This is a genomic window from Terrabacter lapilli, assembly GCF_039531305.1.
Taxonomy (GTDB): domain Bacteria; phylum Actinomycetota; class Actinomycetes; order Actinomycetales; family Dermatophilaceae; genus Terrabacter; species Terrabacter lapilli.
The window spans coordinates 252,392-279,048 of record NZ_BAAAPU010000011.1 but is presented as its reverse complement, the minus strand read 5'-3'; the positions used below and the strand labels follow the sequence as shown (position 1 = coordinate 279,048).

Sequence of the window (26,657 nt, the reverse complement as noted above, 5' to 3'; positions counted from 1 at the left end):
GTGAGCTTGCCGTCCAGGGACCCCCTCCTGGACGGCGAGCGTGGGCGTCAGACCTGCGTAGCGACGTTGTTGAACGTCGTCGACAGGTTGTTGCCGAGCAGCGTGACGGCGGCGATGATCACGACAGCGATCAGGGCGACCATCAGGCCGTACTCGACGGCGGTTGCGCCGCGCTCGGAGGCGAGGCGCGTCTGGATCTTTGCTACAAGCTTGGTCATCGTTTTCGCTCCCTGGTGATGAGGCCTACGGCTTGGACTTGCTGTGTGACTGAGCTCGTGCGACCCCCACCACGAGCCGGAACGTGGGTGCGAGGATGTTCCCCCAACCTCGCACCCACGTCGTGGCTCAGACCTTCGTCGCGACGTTGTTGAACGTGGTCGACAGGTTGTTGCCGAGCAGGGTGACTGCCGCGATGATGACAACGGCGATCAGGGCAACCATGAGGCCGTACTCGACGGCGGTCGCACCGCGCTCCTTGTTGAGCAGGGTCTGGACCTTGGCAGCAATCTTGGTCATGATGAAGGGTTCCTCCCAGTCGTGCAGGGCCACCCGATGTGCCCCCCGCAAATGGAAGATTAGGTGCGACAACACGCCGTGTCCTGAAAATGCTTGAAGTTCCCACCAACGTCTGAAAACAGACCATTCAGCCGGCTGCAGGTGGGAGCATCTTCGTGGGCGCGGGGCCGCATCGAGCCCGGCCGCAAACGCCGTCAGCATACGAAGGGGCACGGAGGACCGTTGCGTTTCGCACGAGAACTGCCATCCGGCGCGCAACGCATCCCGCCGACCGTCGTGGTCATCTCCCTCGGCCTTGTCGCCGTCATTGCGAGCGCCGTGACGATCGTCGGGTCGGACACGTTGTGGCTACCCGCGCTCGGCAGCCGCATCCGTGACAACTGGACAATCCCCAGCGGAATCCCTTTTGCCGCAGCGTCATCCGGCGACTGGGTCAATACGACCGTCCTGGGTCAGCTGGTCTTCTCCGGCGCCTACTCAGCAGGCAGCATCGGCGTTGTGGTCGCTCAAGCGCTCGCCGTGCTCTGCACTCTCCTGGCTCTGGCCCGCGATGCGCTCCGCCGCGGAGCACGACCGACGATGACGAGCCTGGTGATCATTGCGGTCTCGGTCGGCGCGGCAGCTTCGCTCTTCATCACGCGGGCACAGATGCTCTCCCTCCTTCCTTTCGGACTGCTGCTCGTCCTGCTGCGGCGACAGCACGAGAGGCCCACCGCCGGCATCTGGTGGGCTGCGCTGCTGATCGCCTTGTGGGGCAACCTCCACGGGGCGGTTCTCGTCGGCGAGGCCGTCCTGGGCTGCTACCTCCTCTTCTCGCGACTCCGTCGCACACCGACGACCGCCGTGGCAGTGGGTGCGGCATCGTTGGCGGCCACGTGTCTCAACCCTGGACTCCTCAGTGCCCCTCGGTACTACCTGGGCGTCGTGAGTGGCGCGGCGACAGACGACGAATCCGGGATGTGGAGCCGTCTCAGTCTCTCGAATCCCTTCGACGTCCTGCTCATCGTGGTGGCCGTGGTGCTTGCGGTTGCGGCGCTGCGTCGACGAGCTGCATTGTGGGAGTGGGCGGCCGGCGTGGGACTCCTCGTCGCCACCCTCTCTGCGGCTCGCCATGGCGTGTGGCTTCTACTCTTCCTCGCGGTCCCGGCAGCCCTTGGAGCTAGCCTCAGGCAGAAGGACCCGCTGGGCATGAGCAACACCGCGCAGGCGATTCCTGGAGGTGTTGGCGTGGCCATGATCTTGGTGTCTGCCGCCGTGTTGTCCTTGCGGGCGCCCTACTTCCACGCGTCGGATGCGGCGTCTGCGCTCATCGCTCGGACGGCGCATCAGCAGGTAGTTCTCGCACCAGAGCCACTGGCCGAGTCGCTCGCGGCGGAGGGAGCAACCGTGTGGGCGAGCAATCCCTTGGACGCGTTCGAGCCGTCTGACCAGCGCTCGTACCTCGCCTTCTTGCGAGGTGACGCGGCCGGCGCACGACGGGCGCTCGAGGGGTCCGAGCTGGTAGTTGCCGAGCAGGGAAGCGCCCAGTTTCACCTCGCCCTGAAGAGCGGCTACAGGGAGGTCGGGTCAACAGGACGATTCATCGTGCTGCGGAGGAAGTGACCGGTCAGGGCTCGGACCGAGCGCGGGACCACGGACGGCACGGGCGCGCCATGCAGCTGCAGCTGCGGCTGCATCGGCTCCCTCGAGACCCGAGTGTCACCGCGACCTCTGAGCAGCCGTTCCAGGGGGCTCTCGAACGTCGTGTAGAGCAGGAAGGATACGCCGATCACGACGATCGTCACGACGAGGCAGCCGATCACTGCTCCAGTCAGAGACGCGGATCTCAGCAGCGGCCGCGTCAGCAAGATGACGAATGGATGGGCCATGTAGATGCAGTACGACCACTCGCCCAAGCTCACCATGGTGCGCCGATGGAGCACAGTCGGGGTGTCGGTCAGGTCGAGGTGGGCGCAGGCTGAGATGAGAGCGACGAAGCCGGGAACCATCGCGAGAGTGAAGGCCCACCGGTCCTCTACGCGATAGCCGATGAGAACCGGCAGGCAGAGCCCGGCCAGGTAGCACGTGAGGACCAGCACTGCGGCCCACCGAACGCGAAGAGGTGGCACCCATCCACGCGTCAGGGCGATCGCGGCCAGAGAGCCGCATGCGAACTCGACGATGCGGAAGGCCGGGAGGTGGAAGAGCCAGAGAGCCCAGTCACGGCTGTGCGTCTCCGCTCCGACCCCGGTGACGAAGGCCAGGGCCAGGAGTGCTGACCCGACTGTCAGCGGCCGGCGCGCCCGCAGCAGCCACCGCGCAAGAAGTGGGAAGACAGCGTAGAAGAAGAACTCGCAGGACAGGGACCACGCGACTCCGGAGAACGATCGCGCCACGGTGTCGTCCGGGGACCATGCCTGCACCAAGAGGAGATTCAGTGGAAGCGCTCCCCAGTTCGGTGAGGTACCGATCGGAAGCATGGCCACGACAACGAAGAGCACATGCACGGGGTAAACCCGCGCGAAGCGCCGCCGGTAGAAGCGGCCGGCGCTCGTACCGCTCCCCCACGAGTACGTCAGCACAAAACCGCTGAGCACGAAGAAGAAGGTCACTCCGACGTAACCGACGGACGTCAGTCGACCGAGCGGGTCGAGTCCGGGGGCGAACAGTGAGAGGTGGAAGACGAGGACCATCAGCGCCGCAAGGAAGCGCAGGCTCGTCAAGGACTGCAGATGCCTAAGACTTGGGTTGCGCATGACTCCCCCGCACTTGACCTTTGACGGTCACACCCGAGGTCGTGCCCGTCCCCCAAGGCCGAGGTTAGGTGGCGATCTGGCTGACTTCAGGCGTTTCGGCTGAAACAGTCATGTTTCGGTAAAGACCTCCGTCTCCGCGCTCCTTGAAGACCACTGCGGCGCCAAAGAAGCTGACCGGGGCAGACACCAGCACCGACAGCCCCGACAGGCCGGTCGGAAGACCGAGTTGACTACCTAATGCCAGGGCGACGAGCCCACAGAGGTAGGCCACGAAGTTGACCACGCAGACCGCGACGGCCCGCCGGGGCGTAAGCCGCTGACGGAAGACAAAACGGCTGGACATCACCGCCGATAACGCGAGGCCGGCGGCATACCCGATGGTGTAGGCGACGGGGGTGGGGGCGGCGAGGGAGAGTCCGCTCGTCACCACCGCGGTGAGAAGTGTGTTTGCGCCACCAGCCAGGATGAACCGGCCGATGGTCTGCACAGAGATCATGACTCCCCCGTCCGTTGTGTCCTGTTGGACGATAAGCCCGGTGCGCCGCCGCGTCCGGCGTTTACGAGATCCCTGTGCCACCGAGCTCGTGGAGATGCTGCAGACGCCGCCTGCTCGCCCTCACGGATGCAAGCGGCCTACGCCGAACTCCCCACGGGGCCGTGATGTCCGCTTTATGCTGGCGACGTTTGGTCGGTTAAGGGGAGACTTGGACGTGAACGACAGGGGCTTCGAGGCGTTGCGGATCGCGGCCATCGTGCCGTGCCACAACGAGGAGGCGGCGGTGGGCCGCGTCGTTCGCGACCTCAAGAAGGCTGTTCCCGCCATGGACGTCTTCGTCTACGACAACTGCAGCGTGGACCGTACGCGAGCAGTCGCGGAAGCGGCCGGCGCTGAGGTACGCGTCGAAGACCAGCCCGGCAAGGGCAACGTCATCCGCCGCGCGCTGGCAGACATTGACGCCGACGTCTACGTCATGATCGACGGCGACGGCACCTATGACGCCGCGGCCCTGCCCGACATGCTGCGGGCACTCGTCGCTGGACCACTCGACCACGTGACGGGCGTACGCGTTGCGCACACGAAGTCCGCGTACCGGTCGGGCCACGAGCTCGGGAACCAGCTGTTCAACAAGGTGGTGTCACGTATCTTCGGTCGGCCCGTCACAGACATGCTGAGCGGGTACCGGGTGCTGTCGAGACGTTTCGTCAAGTCGTTCCCGGCTGTCTCGCGCGCCTTCGAGATCGAGACCGAGCTGACGGTGCACGCCATCAACAACCGGGTGCCCCAGGGAGAGGTGGCCGTCGGCTTCAGGGATCGCTCCGAGGGTTCGGAGAGCAAGCTCCGCACCTACCACGACGGTTTCCGCATCGCTCGGATGATCACTCGTCTGTTGCACCACGAACGCCCTCTGGCCCTCTACTCGACGGTGGCAGCAGTCATGGTTTTGACGGCGCTCGGACTCGCGGCTCCAGTGGTCCAGGAGTACTTGCAGACCGGCCTCGTCGGGCGCTTTCCCACGGCCTTCGGTGCCGCCTCGCTGGTGATCATTGCCATGATCGTCCTGGTGGTCGGGATCCTTCTCGACGGACTCCGCAAGGTCCGGCAGGAGACAACGCGGATCGCGTACATGACTATCGCAGCCATTCCTCGTAGCACTTGCGGACCTGCGCTCGGCGTGGCCGCAGGCGTCGACGCGCCGATCACGCGGACCGCAAGGGAGATGCGCCCAGTCGAAAGCCCCGAGCCCACGGCAACACGGTCGGCGGCCCAGGCATCGGGGCGCATGTGAGTGTGAGCGTGATTGTCGTCGGCTTCGGCGACGAGCCTCTTCTGGAGGCGTGCCTCGTCTCCATCGTCGACCAGGTCGAAGTGGGTGACGAGGTCGTACTCATCGACCATGGAATCACCGATGTTCCAAGCGTCGCCGGCGTCTTTGTCATCACTCCTTCGGCGAACACTGGCTTCGGTGGCGGCTGCGTGGCGGGAGTCGATGCGTCTCGCGGAGACGTGCTCGTTTTCGTCAACTCAGACGCCACGCTCCGGCCGGGAGCGATAGCGGCCCTGACCGCGGCTGTTGCGGACCCCGCTGTCGGTCTGGCCGGAGGACTGGTGCTGTTGCCTGGAGAGCCCGAGGTCGTCAACTCGGCAGGGCTTCCCGTCCACCTCACAGGTCTGAGCTGGTGCGACGGGTACGGGGAACCAGCTGCGGGGCCTTACTTGCAGTCCCGCCGGCTGGCGTCCGTGGCGGGGGCGTTATTCGCGTGTCGCCGTGACACGTGGCAGCTGCTCGGCGGCATGGACGCCTCGTACTTCATGTACCACGAGGACACCGACCTCAGCCTGCGCTGCCATCTGGCTGGCCTCGACGTCGTCCTGTGCCCGACCGCCGTTGCGGTCCACGCTTACGAGTTCTCGCGCAACTCTGACAAGATGTTCTATCTGGAGCGCAACCGGTTCTTGACCGTGCTCGGCGACTATCCAGCCCACCTGCTGCGCCGCGTACTTCCGGTCATGCTTGCTCTGGAACCCCTCTACTTAGTGGTAGCGATCCGCGACGGTTGGGCTCATGAGAAGATGCGCGCATCGTGGTGGGTCCTTCGGCGCCCGGCCCGGGTTCGCGCGCGGCGCCGTAGAGTTCAGGCACACGTTCGAGAGCGGCACGCGTTGGATGCACTGCTGACCCCTGGCATTAGCCAGACACAGTTGCCGACACCGTCAGGCGTCCCACTCCTCAATCTCGCAATCAGGGCGTACTGGCGGATTTTAGGCCCACGTTCACTCAGGCCTGGATTCGCCGCTCCGGGGCACCGACCCTCGGTCAACGTGTCGGTACGCCTTGCGGCCTTCGCGGTGTCTGCTGCCCATCCGCCCCGAGAGCCTACGGATAATGGCTGATTGCTTTGGGGTCATCGTTCTTGCGGCCTATCGCCCTGCCCCGACCCTCCTGAAACGGCAGTTGCTGTCCATCATGAATCAGTCATTCAAGCACTGGTCGTGCATTATTGGCTTCGATGGCCCGGATCCTGCCGCCGTCGCCCTGGTACGCACAATTGTCGGGCCGGATTCACGGTTTCGATTGGTCGAGTTTCCCCACAACGTCGGCGTCTACCGGCACTTCGAACGGCTACTCACAATGGTGGAATCCGAAGCCGCATGGATCGCACTCTCGGATCAAGATGATTACTGGCACCAGCATAAGCTCGAGACATTAGTCGGCGCCTTGGAGACTTCCAGTCATACCGGCGTAGCATGCCAGGCGCGCGTCGTCACGGATTCTGGTGTCGAGCTGGGGCTTACCACTAGGAGAGCCAAAGCATTAGTGCCCCTTCTATTGTTGAACGAAGTAACTGGATGCTTCAGCATCTTCCGGCGAGAGGTGCTAACGCTCGCTCTTCCCTTCCCTGCAGAAACAGAACTATCGATACATGATCACTGGCTCGGCGTATGCTCCGAGGCGTTGCAGGGATTCCATTTCGTGGACGCTGTCATGCATGACTACGTTCAACATCGCGCCAACGCGATTGGCGAGGTAAAGCTGCGGAGCGTTCCTAAAGCGATGGCAAGCGTTATGCTCGGCCGCGAATCACTGGGGCAGATCACGAGCGCGCCGTGGGAGTGGCGCATAACCATGGCCGAAGCGCTAAATGCACGCACTTCGTCATCACACGCAAAGGCACTCCGCATCGTCGCGCAGGGAACGCTATCCCCCGCGCTGGTACGGCTGTTGTTCCGGCAGAGCCTTCGCGGGTGGATACCTCCCCGCGTCACAGTCGCACTCGCCTACGCCGCTTTACTCCGTCGCATCGCCACTTCCCGCTATCGCGGACGGAACTGATCGGACGTGAACAGAGGTCACAACTTAGGCTAGGAGGGGAATGACGAGTCACCTAAGCCGTCGATCACGGTGCCGTGGCGCTCCGTGCGTTCATATGGCCCTCGAGCTGACCGAAGACAGCTGGACGTAATCGCAATGCTGGGCGCTCGACGAGCATCCACGACGCGAGCGCCGCGGGAGCAGTCACGATCAACGACAGAGCAGCAAACCAGAGCGGTGAAACAGCACCACTCACTCCGAGTGTCACCATTACCTGCTGCAGCGGAAACGCGTATATATAGATGCCGTACGACAAATCGTGCTTCGTGGCGAGGCCGCCAGGAAGACGGGCTCCAAGCCAAAGCACCAAATATGACAAATGTAGGGGCGCTAGTGCCCCAAGCGCCAGCGGCCCGTGCCAGAGCGCCCATGCGACTACCATAGCCGCGAACGTGGCAAGGCGCCCATCATTCGGTAGGTCGCGACGCGCCGCATGCATTGCCGCACCAGCGGCAAAATGACCCGCCAGCGATGGAATATTTGAATCTATCATCACGACGCCCAGCCGTATCAAGAAAAGCAATAGGGCGCAAGCGGCGACAACCGCCAAAGCTGCGCTCACACGGCGCATTCTCGGCCATGCGAACAAAACCCCAAGTGCGACATAGGAACCGAATTCGTATGGCAAAGTCCAGAGCGACGAGTTCCACACACTCACATAGGGCGTCGGCGACCCGGCGAGGGTTCCACCTATTCCGATCTGGCGTTGTATCAATGCTGCATTGTGCCATATGTAGCCGAGAGACGACGTAAAATCGATCTCTCGGTGACCTAGCATGGCGACAAGGGGAGCAAATAAGCATCCCGTCACTAGAAGCGCCCCCCAATAGCCGGGCAGGATTCGTAATGCCCGACTCCAGAGAAAAGACAGGAGGGAGTGACGCTCCCGACTCCCAGCAATGAGATACCCGGACAGGGCGAAGAAGCCGGCAACTGCTCCTGCGCCCATCTGCGCGGTCCATAAGGTCAAGCCCGGACCTTCAAGGATAAGCGCGTGCGACACAAGCACGACCACGGCGAGGCCCAGCCGGACCGCATTTAGCGCATTGTCGCGACCATCCAGACGTGACCACCCTGCGGCTGAGCCGCACTGCAACCACGTCGAACGCATGACCCCTAGCGTGCCTCAACTGACATCAATCGTCAGCCAAACGACCGGATTTGGCCGGAGCCCACACTTTCGTCCGCTGGAGAGTCCTCACAGACTCGGGAAGGGCAAATAGAAAGATGAGCAGCTCCCCTGCAGCCATACCGCCGGCAGCACCCGGGGCCCCGCCCGTGCGGGCACCAGTGAGTACCAGGGGCACGCCGAGCAGGGCCGCCGCCACGTTCGCGCGAACCACGAAGCCTGTCTCGCGACGAGTTACGAGTATGTGCCTGCAAGCGACCGTTTGCAGGTTAACGAACAGCATGTACGCGCCCAAGGCCCAACAAACGGCCACCGGCGCGGCCAATTTGGGCCCGAACAGCAGCGCTGAAACTAAGGGCCCAATCAGACCCATCGCTAGCAAGGATATGAGCCCGAGGGCGATGTGGGCCGCTCCAGCGCGGACGACGCGGCGGCTGAACTCCTCGCCCGTCGCAACGGCAACCCACGGGTGGACGGTGCTGCTTAAAGCTGCGGTTACCTGCAGTAGCAGCTGCGACATTCGGTCACCAGAACCTAGGCCCGCCAGTTCCGGCACGGTCAGCGCGAAACCAGCCAGAAAACCAAGCCCCAACGTGAACGAGGCCGCTGACGTCTCGATGAACGCCAGTTTGACGTGGCTTCGAAGTGCGCTCAACGGCGAGGCGGCAGATAGGCGCTTTATCGGAGAACGTCCAAGAACATGAAAAGTGTATGCGGTTAGTCCGCAGAGTGTCGATGCTGCTAGGGCTGCTGGATATACGCTTGCGTGGCCAGTCACCGTGACACCGAGCGCCCCGACGAGCAGGCCCAGTATGCGCGGGCCGACCTCATAGATCGCAATCTCTCGGGGCGCTGACCTACCCACGCAGAACCACGCGAAGGAGAATCCTGTCAGTGCGGTTGCCACAGCCATTAAGCCGCAGGTGAAGGAGCTGCTTTGGCCGGGCGCGAGCCACGCAGCTGTAACAGCCGCAAGAGGAGCAAGGGCGGCGGCCGCGATGCCACGACTCGTCAATGCGTCCGCGTAGATTCGTTGCTGACCTGCAGGGCTCGCCTGAGCCACAAGGGCCGCTCCAACCACGGGCCAGCCAAGACCAATAAGGATGCCAGTTACCAGCCCCAGAGACTGCCCAACTGTCAAGGCCGCCCATTCGTTTGGGGTCACGTTACGCGCGACCAGTGGCAGAGCCAACAAAGAGCTGGCCGCCCCCAGAACCGGCAATGAGGTGAAAGCGGTAAACCGCCGCAGCCAGATGGTCATCAGCCGCGACCGCTTCCCTTTGCAGGGGAGGCATGCGCCGCCTCTAAGCTCAAAAGCATCCGCCGCCCGCGTGCCGAGAGTGGACCATTGACGCCAGCACGAAAGGCCCGATAACCCAAACGCATTGCGGCCCACTGTGCGTAGCGATCAGGACTGCTCACGAGAAGCGCCGCCATGCCTACCAACTGAATTACAGAAATTCTCAAGGACCATTCCGGGTCCGCGACGCCGTAAATCTGCATCATCTTCAGGCGATTGCGTGCGACGTAGTAAGTACGCCAAGAAGGGTGTCGTGAGTGCCGATCAGCCATCTCGGCGTTCCACCGAGAGGCTCCCAAGTGGTGCGCCAAGGGACAGGGCGGAGCCAACAGCGCCTTGAGCCCCGCGGACCGGCATCTTAGGTAAAAGTCCGTGTCAACGCAGTCGATGAAAAGATGGTCGCTGAAATAGCCGATCCTCATGAACGTAGAAGCTCGGATTAACATGCCGCTCTGCATGGGCTCTAATGGCTCACGCCTGTGCCACAAGCGTGACGGGACGGGCACGCCATTGTAAGCGCTTGCACATATAAGCGCATAGCTTTCGGGGTCCTCGGCGCTAGACAAGCGATGCATTGCCGCAGCCACGTAGAGTTCGCTGATCAAACTGTCTTGGTCGCAGGTTAATATGAAGTCGACGCCGCTTCCCGCCATCGCAAGGCGTACGCCGACATTGAGCGCGGACGCAATCCCGGAATTGCTGCGAGGCCCAATAACCGAAACTCGGTCACATGCGAGCCGCGCTGCAGAGTCCCATGACTCATCGTCTGAGCCATCGTCAACGAGAATTACACGATCACACTGGAGTGCCAATCGCGCTACAACGTCCGCCAGTCGAGCCGAAGGATTGAACAGCGGGACCACTGCGACGACCACGCCAGCATGCACCAGGCAGCTCCGATCGTTACTGATTCACGGACGCGGCGGCGCCCCCAACCGATCCTAGGCCGCAAAGTTCATCATCGAGCAAATTGCCGACCCGATGAGTTGACTACTTGGCCTGCCGATACCTGTGGAAGAGGGCTCCCCTGCGACGGTGTCGTTGAGCCCCGGAGGCTGTGACCAGAGCCGCCTTGTCTTCGCGCAGTTGGCCGAGCAGCGTCTGGGGCGGCGGTGGCGGCCAATCTCTTGTCCGCGGATCAGTCGTCTCCATGTAGAAGTCAGTCCAGCCGTAGTCGTCGCTGTAGCGCAGTTTGCCGTCGCCGACGTAGTACCAACCTGCAGGCTTGTGGTCGTTCATCGTCCCCCCACTGAATGCACTCGTGTGCGGGATTCCCCCTCCCGCAGACACCATGTTGAAGCATCAAGGGGCTCCCTACCTGCGTTGTCGGATTAGTCCGATTAGCGGTGCCTCAAGGTCATTCGGGACGTTCGATAGACTCGGTGACGGCTCGACGCGACTCGTGAGGGCCTTGGTGTGCCGGGAAGTCTGGTCGGCGTCCTCCGACCCGACCCCGAGAGGCCCCTGTGAGCCACAGCCCCGCCCCCGCCAATCCCAGCCCTCCATATGGCAAGCACTCGAGGAACCGCCTGCTCGGGCGAGGCAGCTGGCGTGAGGCCCGCTACGTCACTGACCTGCTGCGCACAGAGACGGTCGGTGGCGCCATCCTGCTCGGCGCCGCGGTCGCCGCCCTATTATGGGCGAACTCCCCGTGGCGCGATGGCTACGCGACCCTGCGCGACACGGTCGTCGGCCCGCATGCCCTCCATCTGGACCTGTCCCTCGGCACGTGGGCTGCCGACGGTCTGCTCGCTGTCTTCTTCCTGGTGGCCGGCATCGAGCTCAAGCGCGAGTTCGTCGCCGGTGACCTTTCCGACCGCCGCAAGGCGGCGCTGCCGATCGCTGCTGCCGTGAGTGGGGTCGCGTTGCCGGCCATCCTCTTCGTCGTCACGGCCACCCTGATGAGCCGGGGAGACAGCGGCAGCGAGCTCGGCGGCATACTCCGCGGCTGGGCGATCCCGACGGCCACCGACATCGCCTTCGCGCTCGCTGTGCTGGCCGTCATCGCGACGCACCTGCCGAGCGCGCTGCGCTCCTTCCTGCTGACGCTGGCCGTGGTCGACGACCTCATCGCCATCACGATAATCGCCCTCTTCTACACGGACAGCGTCAACCTGCTCTGGCTGCTCGCCGCCGTCGTGCCCCTGGCCGCTTGGCGGCTGCTGCTGAAGCGCAAGATCACCAACCCGTTTCTCCTCGCGGTTCCCGCCCTGCTCGCCTGGGGCTTCGTGCACGCGAGCGGGATCCACGCGACGGTGGCCGGCGTGCTCCTCGGACTGCTCGTGCCTGTCAGCCGGGAGGTCGAGGACGACCCGGAGCGCCACTCGTTCGCAGAGCGGCTCGAGCACAAGCTCCGCCCCTTCTCGGCCGGCTTCGCCGTGCCGGTCTTCGCGTTCTTCGCGGCCGGCGTCACGGTCGTCGGTGGCGGTTTCGGCTCGGCCCTGCGCGACGCCGCCGCCGTCGGCATCGTCGTCGGCCTCGTCGTCGGCAAGGCCGTCGGCGTCCTGGGTGGCACGTGGGCGGTGGCACGGTTCACCCGCGCAGAGCTGGACGAGGACCTGGCGTGGACCGATGTGTTCGGCCTGTCCCTGCTGGCCGGGGTGGGCTTCACCGTGAGCCTCCTCGTCGGCGAGCTCGCCTTCGGCAACAACTCCGAACGTGACGACCACGTCAAGCTCGCGGTGCTCTGCGGGAGCGTCATCGCCGCCCTCCTCGCCACTGTCGTGCTACGCCTGCGCAACCGTCATTACCGCCTCGTTGAGGCGCGGGAGACCGCCGACCTGGACCGTGACGGCGTGCCGGACGTCTACCAGAGCGAGCGCTGACGCGGTTGCGCTGAGATGGTGACTCTTGGGCGATGAGTTCGTCCGTTGCGACCACATACCGCCCGATCCACCACTACCTTTATGCGACACGGGGGATCGGAGAGCGGAAATGAGTGGCGAGCTCGCAAGCGCGAGAGATGCATGGAGCCGCCAGCGCGTTGTCCTGATTCTCGCCGCCGGCTACCTCGCCACCCGCCTCATAAACTTCGCCGCGTTGTGGGTGGCCTCCGGCTGGCAGACCCCGACAGGGCCGCCCAACGACCTAGGCGCGCCCACGACGTACTACGTCCACACGGCAAGTCCCGCGTCGCCCGGGTTGGGCGGGGTGCTCGCCAACTGGGACGGCCAGTGGTACGAGCGCATCGCAACGGATGGCTATCCCAGCGGGGCAGACGCGCGCTCGGCCAACGATGCGTGGGTGTGGCAGTTCCCGCCGCTCTTTCCATTGGCCGCCCGGTTCCTGATGCTCGTCACGGGTCTTGGTTTCCCGGTGGCTTCGGTGCTGCTCAACCTCGTGCTCGGCGGCATCGCGACCGGCCTCCTCTACGGCATCTTCCGATCCGCGGTCTCGGCGCCCCTGGCCCTGGCCGGCGCGCTCTCGGTGAACGTGTTCATGACCGCCCCGCTCTTCAACGTGGCCTATAGCGAACCTGCCGCACTGGTCTTCCTGCTGTTGGCGATACGCGAGATCTTGGCGAGGCGCTACGCCATGGCTCTGCTGGCCGTACTGGCCCTCGCCTTCACGCGCCCTGTCGCTGCCCCGCTCGCCTTGGTCTTCGTCGTGCACTGGTGGTCCCGTTTGAGATCCCGTAACGCGATGCGACCGGGGTGGATCACGCACCTCACGCTGACGTTTTGCACTGTTGTCTCGCTGGTGTCGCCCTTTCTGTGGAGCGTCACCGCCGCCCTCTGGCTTCGCGATACACAGGCAATCACGCGCAACAACGGCCCGATCTCCGGCTCCGCTCGAGCCGCCTCCATGGCCAGCTCGTTCGACTTCGGCTGGTTCCATCGGGCGCACGACGAGGCGGGGTGGCTGGGCACCGGCCTGCTGATAGTGGCGGTCGCGATCGGACTTGGACTTCCCGTTGCCGCGGCACGGCGTCTGCGACTGCCGACGGAGCTCCAGGTCTGGGGCGTGGGCTACACGCTGTTCGTGCTCCTCGTGACTCCGGTGACGCCCGGCTTCTTCCGGTACCTCCTGCTCGTCGCCCCACTGCTAGCAGCCGTGCCGATGTGGACGCTCACGTGGGCACGCAAGGGGGTGGGCATCGCCGCCTTCTCCATGATCTGCGCGGTGGGGCTGTCGAGCCAGTGGTTCTGGATTCGCTACATCTACATCCTCGACCCCGCGCCCGCACTGGTGCCGTGGTCACCGTAGGGCCGGACCTGCCCCGTTAGCGCGGCCGAAGTGCTCGAGCGGCCCTGGACGCTTGTGACTCCTGCCCCGCGCGTTCGGGTACGGGCTCGGCAGTAGGGTTGCACCTGCATGAGTGGCAGGCGCGACCGCGCAGTCCCCAACGAGCACGGAGGAAGTGAGCCGATGACCACGGATCCCCGGCAGGAGCGGACCCTCGGCCAGCTGGTCGCCTCCGCGACGCAGGATCTCTCGACGCTCGTCCGCAGCGAGATCGCCCTGGCGAAGGCCGAGCTCTCGGTGCAGTTCAAGAAGGCCGGCGTCGGCGGAGCACTCCTCGCGGCAGCCGGCGTCGTGGCGTTCTACTCCGTCTACTTCATCTTCATCACCATCGCCGAGGGCATCGAGGCGCTCGGCCTGCCGCGTTGGCTCAGCTTCCTCATCGTCACCGTCTTCATGCTGCTGGTGGCGGGCGTGCTGGCCGCGCTCGGTATCCGGAAGATGAAGACGGTCAAGCCGTCGCCGGACAAGACGATCTCTGAGGCGCAGCAGACGGTGGCGGCCCTCAAGTCCGCAGCCGAGCACCCCGGCACCACGGTTCCGGCGCCGCGCCCTGAGTGGGACCGCCCGAACGGGCACACGCCCGCTACCTCCGTCGTGCCCGCCGACACCACGGGCGCGACCGCGGTCACTTCGTCCCGCGACGCCTGACCTGGGGCCTATCGTCACACCCATGTCCGTCGACGCTGCCTTCGTCAACATCGACGGCCCCTGGGAGCACCGCTACGTCTCCGCCAACGGCGCCCGGTTCCACATCGCCGAGCTGGGCGAGGGCCCGCTCGTCGTCATGCTGCACGGCTTCCCGCAGTTCTGGTTCACGTGGCGCCACCAGATGGTCGCCCTCGCCAGGGCCGGCTACCGCGTGGCCGCGATGGACCTGCGCGGTTACGGCGGCTCCGACAAGCCGCCCCGCGGCTACGACACCTACATGGCGACCCTCGACACCGACAGCATCATCCGGGCACTCGGGGAGAAGGACGCCGTCGTCATCGGGCAGGGCCTCGGCGGTTGGATCGCCTGGTGCATGCCGACGCTGCGCCCGGAGGTGACCCGAGCCGTCGCCTCCCTGTCGATGCCCCACCCGCGCATCATGCGCCACGCCACGTGGACCAACTCGGCGCAGCGGCGCGCGTCGTCGTGGGTCGCTGCCATGCAAAAGCCGTTCGTCCCCGAGCGCGAGATGTCCCGCTCGCACGACTACGTCGAGGAGCTTCTCCGGGCGTGGGCCTCCCCGTCCGGGTCGTTCCCGACCGCCGAGGACGTATGCCGTTACGGCGACGCCATGATGATCCCCTTCGTCGCGCACTCCGCCGCCGAGCACTACCGCTGGCTCGGCCGGTCGTCCGTCCGCCCCGACGGCCCGCTCTTCATGCGCCGCATCCGCCACGCCATCCACGTCCCGGTCCTCCAGCTGCAGGGCAGCGACGACGGGTGCGTGCTCGCCGCCGCGACCCACGGGTCCGGCGCCTTCGTCCCCGACGACTTCCGCCAGGTCAAGATCCCCGGCGCCGGCCACTTCCTGACCGAGGAGGCACCCGAGCAGGTCAACGCCGCACTGATCACATGGCTAAAATCCCTTGCCTGACATGGAGTTCGAGCTTCCCGACGCCGGTGGGGTCACGTGGTCGGTATCCGTCCGTGACAGCTCCGGTATGCCGCTGGGCGGGGTCGGCGAGGACGTGCCCTTGCGCACCGCCTCGGTCGGCAAGGTGCTGCTGCTCGTAGAGACGGCCCGGCTCATCGCGTCCGGCGAGCTCTCCCCCGACGAGCCCCTGACCCGATCCCTCGACCTGTGGGTCGGCGACTCGGGCCTCTGGCATACCCTGTCTGTGGAGTCGCTGCCTCTCGTAGACGTCGCGGCCCTCGTCGGGGCGGTGTCCGACAACCTGGCGACCAACGTCCTGCTCCGGCGGGTCGGGCTCGCCGAGGTCGCCGCCCGGGCCACGTCCCTCGGTCTGCGTGCAACCGCCCTGCATGACCAGGTCCGCGACGTCCGCGGCGCCGAGCACCCCGTCACCCTGTCGACGGGCAGCGCCTCGGAGCTGAGCGCGCTGATGAGCCGCCTTGCCGCAGGTACGGCAGTCGGGGGCGACGCCGACCGGATGGTCCGCCAGTGGCTCTCGGCCAACGTCGACCAGTCGATGGTCGGCTCGGCCCTGGTGGAGCAGGGCGGCCTCGACCCGATCGCCCACCATGCGTCGCTCGATCTGCCCATCACGTTCTGGAACAAGACGGGAACGGACGACGGCGTCCGCGCCGACGTCGGCGCCCTGAGCTCCGATGGCCGGACCGTCACCTGGGCGGCGATCGCCAACTGGGACCCAACGCCCGGGACGACCCTCGACCATCTGACTGTGTGGGCCGTTCTCCGGGGCATGCACCACGTCGGCGAGCAGGTACTCGCCCAGCTTTGAGGGGAAAGGTGGCGATTCCCTGTTTTGTCGCGTGCTGTCACGGACAATGACGGAGCCGCTTGTCACGGGCTCCGTCATCTTGTCGCTCGACCTCAGGGAAAGCATGCTCAGCTCCACGGCACGCAGGCCGGCCACGCTTCTGGCTCCTCTAGCCATCATCGCCACAGCTGCGCTGGCATGGCTCCAGTGGAAGGGCGTGACGCGGGGCATCTGGGTGGACAGCGACGTGTATGTCATGGGAGCGAAGACGCTCATGTACGGCGGTGACCTCTACGCCGACTCGACCGCCGTCGACCTGCGTTTCACCTACTCACCCTTCGCCGCGGCCGTCTTCGTGCCGCTTGCCCTGCTCCCAGCCGCGGTGGCTCGCTGGACCTTGACTGCCCTGTCCCTCGTCGCGCTCGTGACCAGCATCGTGGTGGTGGGGCGACAGCTCCGCCTGCAGCCGTGGGTGATGATCTGGCTCGGGGTCGCGGCCGCTGCCCTCGAGCCTGTGCTCCGCAACCTCCTGCTCGGGCAGATCAATCTCATCCTCATGGCGCTGGTCATCGTCGACCTTCTGGTCGTGCCTCGCCGCTACCGGGGGCTTCTCGTGGGTGTGGCCGCGGGCATCAAGCTCACTCCTGCAGTGTTCGTCATCTACTTCCTCCTGAAGAGGGACTGGCCCTCGGTCGCCAGGACAACGGGCAGCTTCGCGCTCACCGTGCTCATCGGTTCCGCGCTCTCCTGGTCCAGCAGCGTCTCGTTCTGGCTGGGCGGCTTCCTCGGGCTGGGCAAGTTCGGTGCTGGAGCGGTCGTCGGGACTGACAACCAGTCGCTGCTAGCCGCAGTGCTGCGTGTGCTCGGCCGCCCTGAGGTGCCCCTCGCGGCGCAGGCCGTCTTGGCCATCTGCGGGGTGGGTCTCGGCACGCTCGCGGCTCGACGCAGCCTACGGAGGGGCGGGTCGAGCGCTCAGGTGGAAGCCGTCGCCTGGATCGCCCTCGGCGGCCTGCTCGGCTCCCCCGTCTCGTGGACCCATCACTGGGTGTGGGTCATCGTCGTGCTCGCAGTGCTCGCAAGTCGTCGGGAGCCGTTCATGGCTGCCGTGGTGATGGCCCTCTTCTGGCTCCCCATCGTGTGGATGCTCTACACCGGGCTCAACTACCAGTCACTGACCTTTCCTTGGTGGAAAGGGCTCCTCTCAGCCACCTACGTCCTGACGGGCGCTGCGCTGCTTGTCGTCGCCGCCAGTAGTTCTGAACGCTGCCGCCCCACGTCACCAGACCAGCGGAAGACGCAGGCGCCCCAGTCTGGCCCGCCCCCCTACGTCGAGGCCTGTCCCGACAAACAGGGCGAATTGCTCTAAAAAGACTTTTTGCTCTTTCTTCGCTCACTGCGGCATTTCCGCACTGACCCATAGGAAGCGCCCTAACGTGTGCTTTGCCGGCTCGGGGGACGATTCGGCATTTCTGCAGGAGGGGACCTTCGAGCATGAGAGCTCGTTCAGCTTTGGCTGCCACAGCAGCCGCGGTAACTGTCTTTGCCTCGGCCACCAGCGCCCTGGCCGACACCATCACCAACAGAATCGACACCACCGTCGATGCCGTCGCAGAGACGATGCCGATCCTGGTGGGCGGCACCGGCTCCACCGTGCTCGCCGTCGTGCCCACCAAGGGCGACAACAAGAACGGCTGCAACCTCACCGGCAAGACCACTCTCGTGGTCGACGTCGCGTCGGCCGACACGAGCATCGCCACGGTGACGCCATCGCGGGTGACCTTCGACAGCTGTGGGGACACGCCGACGCTCACGGTCAAGGCGCTCAAGGTGGGCTCGAGCGCCATCACGCTCAAGGAGTACACCAACGACACCGGCCGCACCTTCGAGTACGCGCCCGCGACGTTCGACGTCAACGTCGTCGCCCCCGGGGGCGCGAACACGCCGCCGAGCGTGGGCATCACCGGCCCATCTGACGGCGCCTCCTACGCCAAGGGCGCCGTCCCGGCCGCGACGTGCGTCGTCGCTGACGCCGAGGACGGGGCGTCGAGCTTCCCGGCCGCACTTTCTGCCATCACCGGGCCGTATGCGTCCGACGGGATCGGGACCCAGACGGCCAGCTGCTCCTACACCGACCACGGAACGCCTGGCCTGACGGCTTCCGGCTCGGTGACCTACTCGATCGTGGACAACTCGGCACCGGTCATCACCTCCGACCTCACGCCCGTCCACCCGGACGGCCTCAACGGTTGGTACCGCAGCGACGTGAAGCTCACGTGGAACGTCGCCGACACCGAGTCGCCGGGTTCGGTCCTGAAGGACGGCTGCGTGGACCAGACCATCACGAGCGACCAGGCCGAGACGGCATACTCCTGCTCGGCGACGAGTGCGGGCGGCTCCGCCGGTCCGGTGAGCGTCAGCATCAAGCGGGATGCCACCGCCCCGACCGTCGCCTTCGAGTCTGCCTCTGGCACAGCAGGACTCGCTGGCTGGTACGTCTCCCCAGTCACGGCGACGTTCGCCGTGACCGACGCAACGTCTGGCCCTGCGGAGCCCCTCGTGAGCGCCAGTTCGCCCGCGGGCGTGGAGGGCACGAACGTCTCGATCGCCAGCCCGGAGGCCTCCGACGTGGCGGGCAACACGACGCCGCCCGGCGCGGCCTCGCAGTCGTTCAAGATCGACCTGAACGCGCCGACGCTCACCTACGCGGGCGCCACGGGGACGGCCGGGAACAACGGCTGGTTCACATCTGCCGTCACCACCGCCTACACGGTGAACGACAGCGTCTCGGGTCCTGCCCAGCCGACGGTCACCGCGTCGTCCGGCGCCGCAGAGGGCTCCGGCGTCGTCATCCCGAGCCCGGCGGCCTCTGACGTCGCCGGCAACGTCACGCCGGCCGGCGTGGACTCGCGGTCGTTCAAGATCGACCTGACTCCCCCGACCGTTGCGTTCGACTCGTCCCTGGGCGGTTCCTACTACTTCGGCAAGGTCCCGGCCCAGCCGAACTGTGTTGCGAGCGACTCGGTCTCGGGCGTGGCCAGCTGCCAGATCACCGGCTACTCGTCTGCCGTCGGCTTCCACACCGTCACGGCCACCGCCACTGACGTCGCCGGCAACACGAGCACGACGAGCATGGACTACACCGTGCTGGCCTGGACGATGTCCGGCTTCTTCCAGCCGGTCGACATGGGCACGGTCGTCAACACCGTCAAGGCTGGTTCGACGGTGCCGCTGAAGTTCCGGATGTACAGCGGGCCCACCGAGATCACCGACACGGCCGCAGTGAAGTCCTTCCGGGTGGCATCGATGCCCTGTGGCGTCACGGCACCCACCGATGACGTCGAGATCACGTCGACGGGCGGGACGGTCCTGCGATTCGACACGACGGGCGACCAGTTCATCCAGAACTGGCAGACGCCGAAGACGACGGGGTGCTACAAGGCCACGATGACTGCGCTGGACGGTTCGACCATCAGCGCATTGTTCAAGCTGAAGTAGGCCCACGGGCCGCAGAGAGGCTGGCGGGCGCATCACCCAAGGGTGGTGCGCCCGCCCCTTGTTGGCCGGAGGTGCATGCCTGAAGCGAGGAACGAGGCATCGGAGGCGGAGACCACAGGCCTCGACGCGTCTGCACTTGGGCCGCCAACGCCTCAAGCCTCACCCCAGGGCAGAACGGAGCCCGCTTCTGCCGACCAAGCCGGCAACACTCGCGCTTCCGTGGTCAATTACGGCCAAAAGACCCATTTCGGACAAATTCATCTATCCGACAAGAAAGCCGTTTGCCGTTATTCCGGATTTCCGAGACAGCGTCTGCGGACTGAACATAACTTGTGGACGTCGACTCGCGGGGGCGAAGGATGTCGACGTCCTAAGGGGAGGAATCACCATGTCCGCACGCCGTCTTCTTGCTGCACTCGTGGCCGCCGCAACATTCTTGGCCGTAGGGCAACAGGCCGCCTTGGCGGATGGCATCACCAACACGCTCGACGCGTCGGTGGACGCCGCGGCTGAGTCGATGCCGCTCAATGTCGGAGGGCCGGACGGATCCACCACCCTGACCTGGGTCGTCAACGACACGGGGAAGAACGGATGTGACCTCACGGGGCAGTCGACCTACAGCGCAAACGTCAATTCCTCCAACACCAGCGTCGCGACTGTCAGCCCAAGTTCAGTCACCTTCAGCTCTTGCGGCGACGTGAAGACACTGACGGTCAAACCACTCGCAGCCGGGACGACCTCCATCACCCTGTCCCAAACAGGGAACACCACGGGCCAGACCATCGACCTGCTCCCCGCTACGTTCACAGTCACCGTGGCTCCGCCTGCAAACTCCGCTCCGATCGTTGCCGTCACCGGGGTGGCGATGGGCGCGTCGTACCCCTTCGGCGCAGTCAACACCGCAGCCTGCTCGGTCTCGGACGTTGAGGACGGCAAACCCGTCGTGAACCCGGTGCTCTCGCCGATCTCCGGGCCGGACGCTGCAGCAGGCATCGGCACCCAGACGGCCACCTGTACGTACACAGACAAGGGCGGCCTGACTGCCTCCTCATCTGCCACGTACTCCATCGTCAAGGCAGCCTCCACCACCACGGTCACGTGCTCGCCGTCCTCACTCACCTACACCGGCGCGCCCCTCACGCCCTGTTCAGCGACCGTCACCGGAACCGGCGGCCTCAGCGCCACGGTTCCCGTCACCTACGTCGCTAACACCAATGTGGGCACGGCAACGGCCTCGGCGGCTTTCGCCGGCTCCATCACCCACAACCCCAGCACCGGCAGCGCCACCTTCAGCATCACGAAGGCGACGTCGACCACGGCCGTGACGTGCCCGAGCAGCGCTCCGTGGACGGGCGCAGCGGTCACGCCCTGCTCTGCTACTGCCTCTGGCGCCGGGGGCCTGAACGTCACGCTGACCCCCTCGTACACGGCCAACACCGCGGTGGGCACGGCCTCGGCGTCGGCCGCCTTCCCCGGCGATGCCAACCACACCAGCAGCAATGACACGAAGACCTTCCAGATCGTGCCGGCCCAGAGCGTCGTCGCCATCACCTGCGCCGGGGGGCAGGTCTACACCGGTGCCGCATTGACCCCGTGCACGGCGAAGGTCACCTCGGCAGGTGGCTTCGAGCAGCCGCTCACGGTCTCGTACACCGACAACGTGGCCGCCGGCTCAGCGACTGCCTCGGCATCCTTCGCCGGTGACTCGGCGCACGCACCGGCGAGCACTTCCACCAGCTTTGCCATCGCGAAGGCACCGTCCACCGTCACGATCGCCTGCGACCCCACGACGACCACCTACACGGGTTCCCCCTTGACGCCCTGCAGCGCACAGGCAACCGGCGCCGGGATCGCCACGCCGATCGTCCTGACCCCGGTGTATGCCGCCAACACGAACGCAGGGACGGCCGACGTCACCGCGTCCTGGATCGGCGACGCCAACCACGGCCCGAACAAGGCCGCATCGACCTTCACGATCAGCAAGGCCGTGTCGACCGTAAAGGTCGCGTGCCCGAGCTCGTCGGTCTACAGCGGCTCCGCGCTGACGCCGTGCTCGGCCACGGCCACGGGCGCCGGGATCACCACACCCGTCATCCTTGACCCGAGCTACTCCGCCAACATCAACGTCGGCACCGCTCACGTCGATGCCGCTTGGGCCGGCGACGCCAACCACACCGCCGGCACCGACTCGGCGACGTTCGCAATCACCCAGGCGCCATCGACAGTCACGATCAGCTGCACGGGAGCGCCCTACACCTACTCCGGCGCACCCCTGACCCCCTGCACTGCGCGGGCGGACGGCGCCGGGATCGGCACGCCTATCGCCCTGACGCCTGACTACACCGCCAACACGAACGCAGGCACGGCTGACGTCACCGCCTCATGGGCCGGCGATGCCAACCACTCCCCGAGCAGTGCAGCGTCGACCTTCGCCATCGACAAGTCCACGTCGACCGTCACGGTGACGTGCCCCGAGGTCCCCCAGACCTTCACCGGTTCCCCCCAGCAGCCCTGCACCGCTAGGGCCAACGGGATCGCAGGACTCGATGTCGCAGTCGACCACGTGGTCTACACGGACAACACCAACGCAGGGACCGCGACCGCCTGGGCGACCTACGACGGCGACGCGAACCACACGTCGAGCTCCGCGAGCGCGACCTTCGCGATCGGTCGCTACACCCCCGTTGTCACCGTCAGCTGCCCGAAGGACGCCACCTACAGCGGTACGGCGCACTCGTGCACCGCCACCGTCCAGGGCGTCGGGGACGAGTTGGCAGGCGCCACGACAACGATCGACTACGGCGTCGGCGGCAACGTCGACGCGGGTGACGTGTCCGTGATTGCCACGTTCACCGCACCTTCCGGCAGCAACTACTCGGATGCCACGGGCCGCGCACAGTTCGCCATCGCCCCGTACACCCCGACGGTCAACCTGAGCTGCCCGACCACAGACACCTACAACGCGCTGCCCCACCCCTGCACGGCCACCGTCTCGGGCATCGGGCACGAGCTCGCCGCCGCCCAGGCGACGATCGACTACGGAGCCCGCGGGAACGTGAACGCCGGCGCAGTCACCGCGACCGCGACCTTCGCAGGGAGCGGCAACTACAGCGACGGCACCGCAACCGACACCTTCACCATCGCCCGGTTCACGCCGACCGTCACGGTCAGCTGCCCCACCACCGCGACGTACACCGCCGCCCCGCATCCCTGCTCGGCCAGCGTCAAGGGCGTCGGCGACGAGCTCGACGCTGCCACCGTGGCGATCGACTACGGCACGCACGGCAACGTGGCCGCCGGGGACGTCACCGCGGTCGGGTCGTTCGCCGGTGACGCCAACTATGCCCCCGCCACCGGTTCCGACGCCTTCACGATCGCCAAGGCGACTCCCACCGTGACCGTCACGTGCGACCCGACGTCCGCCACCTACACGGGCTCGGCGATCACGCCGTGCTCCGCCAGGGCCACCGGGGTGGGGGGCCTCGACGCCGAGGTCACGCCCGTCACGTACACCGGCAACACCGACGCCGGTGAGGCGACGGCGTGGGCCACGTACGACGGCGATGACAACCACTCCGGTGCATCGAGCAACAGCACCTTCACGATCACCAAGGCCGCCACCACCGTGACGGTGAGCTGCGTGGGCTCGCACGTCTTCACCGGCGAGCCGATCGCACCGTGCACCGCCAAGGTCACCGGAGTCGGCGGACTGGACCTCCCCGTCTCGCCGGTGGGCTACGCGAACAACACGCTCGTCGGCACGGCTTCGGCATCCGCCTCGTACGACGGGGACGCAAACCACACCGGCTCCAAGGGCGGCGCAACGTTCGCCATCACCAAGGCGCCCAGCACCGTCACCGTGTCCTGCCCGAGCTCGGAGGTCTACACCGGCCTGCCCATCGCACCGTGCACCGCCAGGGCCACGGGCGTCGGCGGACTTGACGTACCGCTCGACACCGTGTCCCACACGGACAACGTCAACGTCGGCACGGCATCCGCTTCGGCGGCATACGGCGGCGACGCCAACCATGACGGCTCCACTGGCGAGAACACCTTCGTCATCACGAAGGCCCCCAGCACAGTTACGGTGTCCTGCGCCACCTCGGAGGTCTACACCGGCTCAGCCATCACGCCGTGCTCGGCCCTGCTGACCGGCGCCGGCCTGCAGGCGACCGGTCTGACCGTCGGCTACTCAGGCAACGTCGTCGCCGGGACGGCGACGGCCTCCGCAGCCTGGGCCGGTGACTCCAACCACCTCGGCTCGAAGGACAGCGCGACCTTCGAGATCACGAAGGCCGGCAGCAGCGTCGCCGTGACGTGCACGGACAGCGTCGTCTACACCGGAGGCGAGCTGGCACCCTGTACGGCCCGGGCCACCGGAGCGGGCGAGCTCGACGTCGCGGTCACGCCGGTCACCTACAGCGACAACGTCGACGCCGGTACCGCCACGGCTGTCGCGAGCTACGCCGGCGACCCCAACCACGAGGCGTCCTCGGGCACCGGTCACTTCGAGATCACCAAGGCCTCCAGCGAGGTGACCGTGACCTGCACCGGCCCGAACGTCTACACGGGGTCGCCGATCAAGCCCTGCTCGGCGATCGCCACCGGTGCGGGTGGACTCGACGTGTCGCTCACCCAGCTTGGCTACGTATCCAACACCGACGCCGGCACGGCCACCGCCACCGCGACCTACGCGGGGGACGACAACCACAACGCCTCCACCGGCGAGCGCAGCTTCGACATCACCCCAGCCGACAGCACCGTCCGCGTCAGCTGCCCGGCCTCGCAGGTCTACACCGGCCAGCCGATCGAGCCCTGCTCGGCGACCGTGACCGGCGTCGGCGGGCTCGAGGCGGAGGTGACTCCCCTGACCTACGAGGCCAACACGAACACCGGCCTGGCTACCGCCGCTGCCACCTACCGTGGCGACCACAACCACAACGGGTCCGAGGACCACAGTGGCTTCGAGATCGACAAGGCCCCCAGCACCGTCACCGTGACCTGCCCGCCGTCGATGACCTTCACCGGTCAGGCGATCGAGCCCTGCTCGGCGCTCCTCAACGGCGCAGGTCTGGACGCCACCAAGCTGTCCGTCGGTTACGAGAACAACACGCACGCCGGCACTGCCACCGCCTCCGCGGTCTGGGCCGGCGACGACAACCACACGGGTGCCGATGGTGTCGAGCACTTCACGATCGACAAGGCAACCAGCCTGGTGACCGTGACGTGCAACCCGACGACGGTCACCTACACCGGATCCCCGCTCGAGCCCTGCTTGGCCGCGGCCTCTGGCGCGGGCGGCCTCGCTGTCGCCCTGACGCCCGTCCTGTACGGCGCGAACGTCAACGCCGGCCCGGCTTCGGCGTCGGCCACCTACGTCGGCGGTGACGACCATCTGGGGTCCACCGGGACGGCCACGTTCCAGATCACGAAGGCCGACAGCACGATCGTGTTCACCTGCCCGCAGTCCTCGGTCTACACCGGGTCGGCGATCACGCCGTGCACGGCACGGGTCACCGGCGCAGGGGGCTTGGACCTGCCCCTCGACGTCTCCTACGCGGCCAACACGAACGCCGGTACCGCGACCGCATCGGCCAGCTACGCCGGTGACGGAAACCACAACCCGGCTTCCAAGAACGTCACGTTCACCATCACCCCTGCACAGAGCCAGGTCGCCCTGACCTGCCCGGAGTCGACGGTGTACACCGGTGGCGCGATCGAGCCCTGCTCGGCTACCGCCACCGGACCTGGCGGCCTCAAGGCTTCCGTCGCCGTGACCTACACCAACAACCTCAACGTCGGCACCGCCGCCGCAGCGACGACGTACGCCGGCGACGCCAACCACACCGGTTCCACGGCCAGCGCGACCTTCCCGATCACGAAGGCCGACAGCACCGTCAAGGTGACCTGCCCGACATCGTCGATCGTCTATTCCGGTTCGGCCATCACGCCCTGCTCGGCTCTTCTGACCGGCGCGGGCCTGCAGGCAACCAGCCTGACCGTCGCCTACGGCAGCAACGTCAACGCGGGCACCAGCACGGCCTCGGCGGCCTGGGCCGGCGACGACAACCACACCAGCTCCTCCGCCAGCACGACGTTCACGATCAGCAAGGCCCCCAGCACCACCACCGTGACCTGCGGCTCCGGATCGTTCACGTACAACGGCAGTCCGATCACGCCCTGCTCGGCCCGCGCTGCTGGGGCCGGCGGGCTGGACCTGCCCGTCACACCCGTGACCTACTCGAGCAACACGAACGCCGGCGCCGTCACGGCCTCCGCGGCATACGCCGGGGACGCCAACCACGAGAGCTCCACCGGGACGGCAACCTTCCAGATCGCGAAGGCCGCCAGCACCGTGACCGTCACGTGCACCGCGGGCCCGTTCGTCTACACCGGCAGCGCATTCACTCCCTGTGCAGCTCGCGCCACGGGTGCCGGTGGGCTGGACATTCCCGTCACGGTGACCTACACCAACAACGTCAGCGTCGGCACCGCCACCGCCTCCGCGACGTATGCCGGGGACGCCAACCACGAGAGTGCGGCAGGAAGGACCTCCTTCGCGATCGCGGCGTGGTCCCTCAAGGGCTTCTACCAGCCGGTGGACATGACGCCGGCGGGCGGCACGACAGTCCTGAACTCGGTCAAGGCCGGCTCGACCGTTCCGCTCAAGTTCCAGATCTACAGCGGCTCGACCGAGCTCACCAACGTCTCGGCGGTGAAGTCGTTCACCACCCGGAACGTCGGTTGCTCACTGGATGCGACCGATGCTCCGATCGACATCACCAGCACGGGGGGAACGAGTCTTCGTTACGACTCCACCGGAAGCCAGTTCATTCAGAACTGGCAGACCCCGAAGACACCGGGCGCCTGCCTCCAGGTCACGATGACCGCGCAGGACAACAGCACGCTGAGCGCCTACTTCAAGCTCAAGTAGGGGGCCCTGACGGGGACCGAGAAGGGGGCGCACCACACCAC

At 66.2% G+C, this 26,657-nt stretch carries 23 protein-coding genes; 12 read left to right on the top strand and 11 right to left on the bottom strand.

Going from position 1 to position 26,657, the window contains the following annotated elements:
• Nucleotides 1-47: 47 nt before the first annotated feature.
• Nucleotides 48-218 carry a Flp family type IVb pilin gene (locus tag ABD241_RS18855; RefSeq protein WP_344066406.1) on the bottom strand — a complete coding sequence of 57 codons (171 nt, stop codon included), beginning with the start codon at nt 216-218 and terminating at the stop codon, nt 48-50.
• A 127-nt stretch (nt 219-345) separates the two neighbouring features.
• On the bottom strand, nt 346-516 hold the full coding sequence (locus ABD241_RS18850; RefSeq protein WP_344066403.1) for a Flp family type IVb pilin: 171 nt from the start codon (nt 514-516) through the stop codon (nt 346-348).
• A gap of 222 nt (nt 517-738) precedes the next feature.
• Here ABD241_RS18850 and ABD241_RS18845 point away from each other — a divergent pair, with 222 nt between their 5' ends.
• A complete protein-coding gene (locus tag ABD241_RS18845; protein WP_344066400.1) occupies nt 739-2,118 on the top strand; it encodes a hypothetical protein in 1,380 nt (459 codons plus the stop codon).
• On the opposite strand, the gene ABD241_RS18840 is transcribed toward ABD241_RS18845, so the two are convergent.
• Both ABD241_RS18840 and ABD241_RS18835 read right to left on the bottom strand, forming a co-directional pair.
• The gene (locus ABD241_RS18840) at nt 2,067-3,251 is read right to left on the bottom strand and encodes an acyltransferase family protein (protein ID WP_344066397.1); all 1,185 of its coding nucleotides are present in this window, start codon (nt 3,249-3,251) and stop codon (nt 2,067-2,069) included. The genes ABD241_RS18845 and ABD241_RS18840 overlap by 52 nt on opposite strands.
• 64 nt (nt 3,252-3,315) lie before the next feature.
• Nucleotides 3,316-3,747 (bottom strand): GtrA family protein, encoded by a 432-nt coding sequence (locus tag ABD241_RS18835; RefSeq protein ID WP_344066394.1) that lies wholly within the window; start codon nt 3,745-3,747, stop codon nt 3,316-3,318.
• 214 nt (nt 3,748-3,961) lie between these two features.
• Between ABD241_RS18835 and ABD241_RS18830 the strand changes: the two genes are divergently transcribed.
• From ABD241_RS18830 to ABD241_RS18820, 3 genes are read left to right on the top strand one after another with little or no spacing between them, the layout of a single operon-like run.
• Nucleotides 3,962-5,038 (top strand): glycosyltransferase, encoded by a 1,077-nt coding sequence (locus ABD241_RS18830; protein ID WP_344066391.1) that lies wholly within the window; start codon nt 3,962-3,964, stop codon nt 5,036-5,038.
• 2 nt (nt 5,039-5,040) lie between these two features.
• On the top strand, nt 5,041-6,144 hold the full coding sequence (locus tag ABD241_RS18825; protein WP_344066388.1) for a glycosyltransferase family 2 protein: 1,104 nt from the start codon (nt 5,041-5,043) through the stop codon (nt 6,142-6,144).
• Nucleotides 6,137-7,084, top strand: coding sequence for a glycosyltransferase (locus ABD241_RS18820; protein ID WP_344066385.1), 948 nt, complete (start codon nt 6,137-6,139; stop codon nt 7,082-7,084). The genes ABD241_RS18825 and ABD241_RS18820 overlap by 8 nt, the downstream gene beginning before the upstream one ends.
• A gap of 64 nt (nt 7,085-7,148) precedes the next feature.
• Here ABD241_RS18820 and ABD241_RS18815 read toward each other — a convergent pair whose 3' ends face one another.
• From ABD241_RS18815 to ABD241_RS18805, 4 genes are all read right to left on the bottom strand, one after another.
• Complete coding sequence (locus ABD241_RS18815) at nt 7,149-8,234, bottom strand: acyltransferase family protein (protein WP_344066382.1); 1,086 nt, start codon at nt 8,232-8,234, stop codon at nt 7,149-7,151.
• A gap of 25 nt (nt 8,235-8,259) precedes the next feature.
• On the bottom strand, nt 8,260-9,513 hold the full coding sequence (locus ABD241_RS18810) for a polysaccharide biosynthesis protein (protein ID WP_344066379.1): 1,254 nt from the start codon (nt 9,511-9,513) through the stop codon (nt 8,260-8,262).
• Nucleotides 9,513-10,415 carry a glycosyltransferase gene (locus ABD241_RS20715; RefSeq protein ID WP_425580829.1) on the bottom strand — a complete coding sequence of 301 codons (903 nt, stop codon included), beginning with the start codon at nt 10,413-10,415 and terminating at the stop codon, nt 9,513-9,515. Before ABD241_RS20715 ends, ABD241_RS18810 begins: the two co-directional genes overlap by 1 nt.
• 127 nt (nt 10,416-10,542) lie before the next feature.
• A complete protein-coding gene (locus ABD241_RS18805; protein WP_344066376.1) occupies nt 10,543-10,791 on the bottom strand; it encodes a hypothetical protein in 249 nt (82 codons plus the stop codon).
• A gap of 227 nt (nt 10,792-11,018) precedes the next feature.
• On the opposite strand from ABD241_RS18805, the gene nhaA reads away from it, so the two are divergent.
• The 7 genes from nhaA (at nt 11,019) to ABD241_RS18770 (ending at nt 19,682) form a co-directional block, all read left to right on the top strand.
• Entirely contained in the window at nt 11,019-12,377 is a 1,359-nt protein-coding gene (gene nhaA, locus ABD241_RS18800) for a Na+/H+ antiporter NhaA (RefSeq protein ID WP_344066373.1), read from the top strand.
• 109 nt (nt 12,378-12,486) lie between these two features.
• The gene (locus ABD241_RS18795; RefSeq protein ID WP_344066370.1) at nt 12,487-13,758 is read left to right on the top strand and encodes a hypothetical protein; all 1,272 of its coding nucleotides are present in this window, start codon (nt 12,487-12,489) and stop codon (nt 13,756-13,758) included.
• Nucleotides 13,759-13,920: 162 nt separating this feature from the next.
• On the top strand, nt 13,921-14,445 hold the full coding sequence (locus tag ABD241_RS18790) for a phage holin family protein (RefSeq protein WP_344066367.1): 525 nt from the start codon (nt 13,921-13,923) through the stop codon (nt 14,443-14,445).
• A gap of 22 nt (nt 14,446-14,467) precedes the next feature.
• Nucleotides 14,468-15,379, top strand: a complete 912-nt coding sequence (locus ABD241_RS18785) for an alpha/beta fold hydrolase (protein ID WP_344066364.1) — start codon at nt 14,468-14,470, stop codon at nt 15,377-15,379.
• Nucleotide 15,380: 1 nt separating this feature from the next.
• A complete protein-coding gene (locus ABD241_RS18780; RefSeq protein WP_344066361.1) occupies nt 15,381-16,208 on the top strand; it encodes a serine hydrolase in 828 nt (275 codons plus the stop codon).
• A gap of 79 nt (nt 16,209-16,287) precedes the next feature.
• Complete coding sequence (locus ABD241_RS18775) at nt 16,288-17,553, top strand: glycosyltransferase 87 family protein (RefSeq protein ID WP_344066358.1); 1,266 nt, start codon at nt 16,288-16,290, stop codon at nt 17,551-17,553.
• Nucleotides 17,554-17,678: 125 nt separating this feature from the next.
• Nucleotides 17,679-19,682, top strand: a complete 2,004-nt coding sequence (locus ABD241_RS18770; RefSeq protein ID WP_344066355.1) for a PxKF domain-containing protein — start codon at nt 17,679-17,681, stop codon at nt 19,680-19,682.
• A gap of 615 nt (nt 19,683-20,297) precedes the next feature.
• Here the strand turns inward: ABD241_RS18770 and ABD241_RS18765 are convergent.
• The 3 genes from ABD241_RS18765 to ABD241_RS18755 all read right to left on the bottom strand — a co-directional run bounded on the left by ABD241_RS18765 (nt 20,298) and on the right by ABD241_RS18755 (nt 21,470).
• A complete protein-coding gene (locus ABD241_RS18765; RefSeq protein WP_344066353.1) occupies nt 20,298-20,801 on the bottom strand; it encodes a hypothetical protein in 504 nt (167 codons plus the stop codon).
• 78 nt (nt 20,802-20,879) lie between these two features.
• Nucleotides 20,880-21,230: a hypothetical protein gene (locus ABD241_RS18760; protein WP_344066350.1), complete on the bottom strand. Its 351-nt coding sequence runs from the start codon at nt 21,228-21,230 to the stop codon at nt 20,880-20,882.
• 21 nt (nt 21,231-21,251) lie between these two features.
• Nucleotides 21,252-21,470, bottom strand: a complete 219-nt coding sequence (locus ABD241_RS18755) for a hypothetical protein (RefSeq protein ID WP_344066347.1) — start codon at nt 21,468-21,470, stop codon at nt 21,252-21,254.
• A gap of 25 nt (nt 21,471-21,495) precedes the next feature.
• Here ABD241_RS18755 and ABD241_RS18750 point away from each other — a divergent pair, with 25 nt between their 5' ends.
• Nucleotides 21,496-26,616, top strand: a complete 5,121-nt coding sequence (locus ABD241_RS18750; RefSeq protein ID WP_344066344.1) for a PxKF domain-containing protein — start codon at nt 21,496-21,498, stop codon at nt 26,614-26,616.
• Nucleotides 26,617-26,657: the final 41 nt, after the last annotated feature.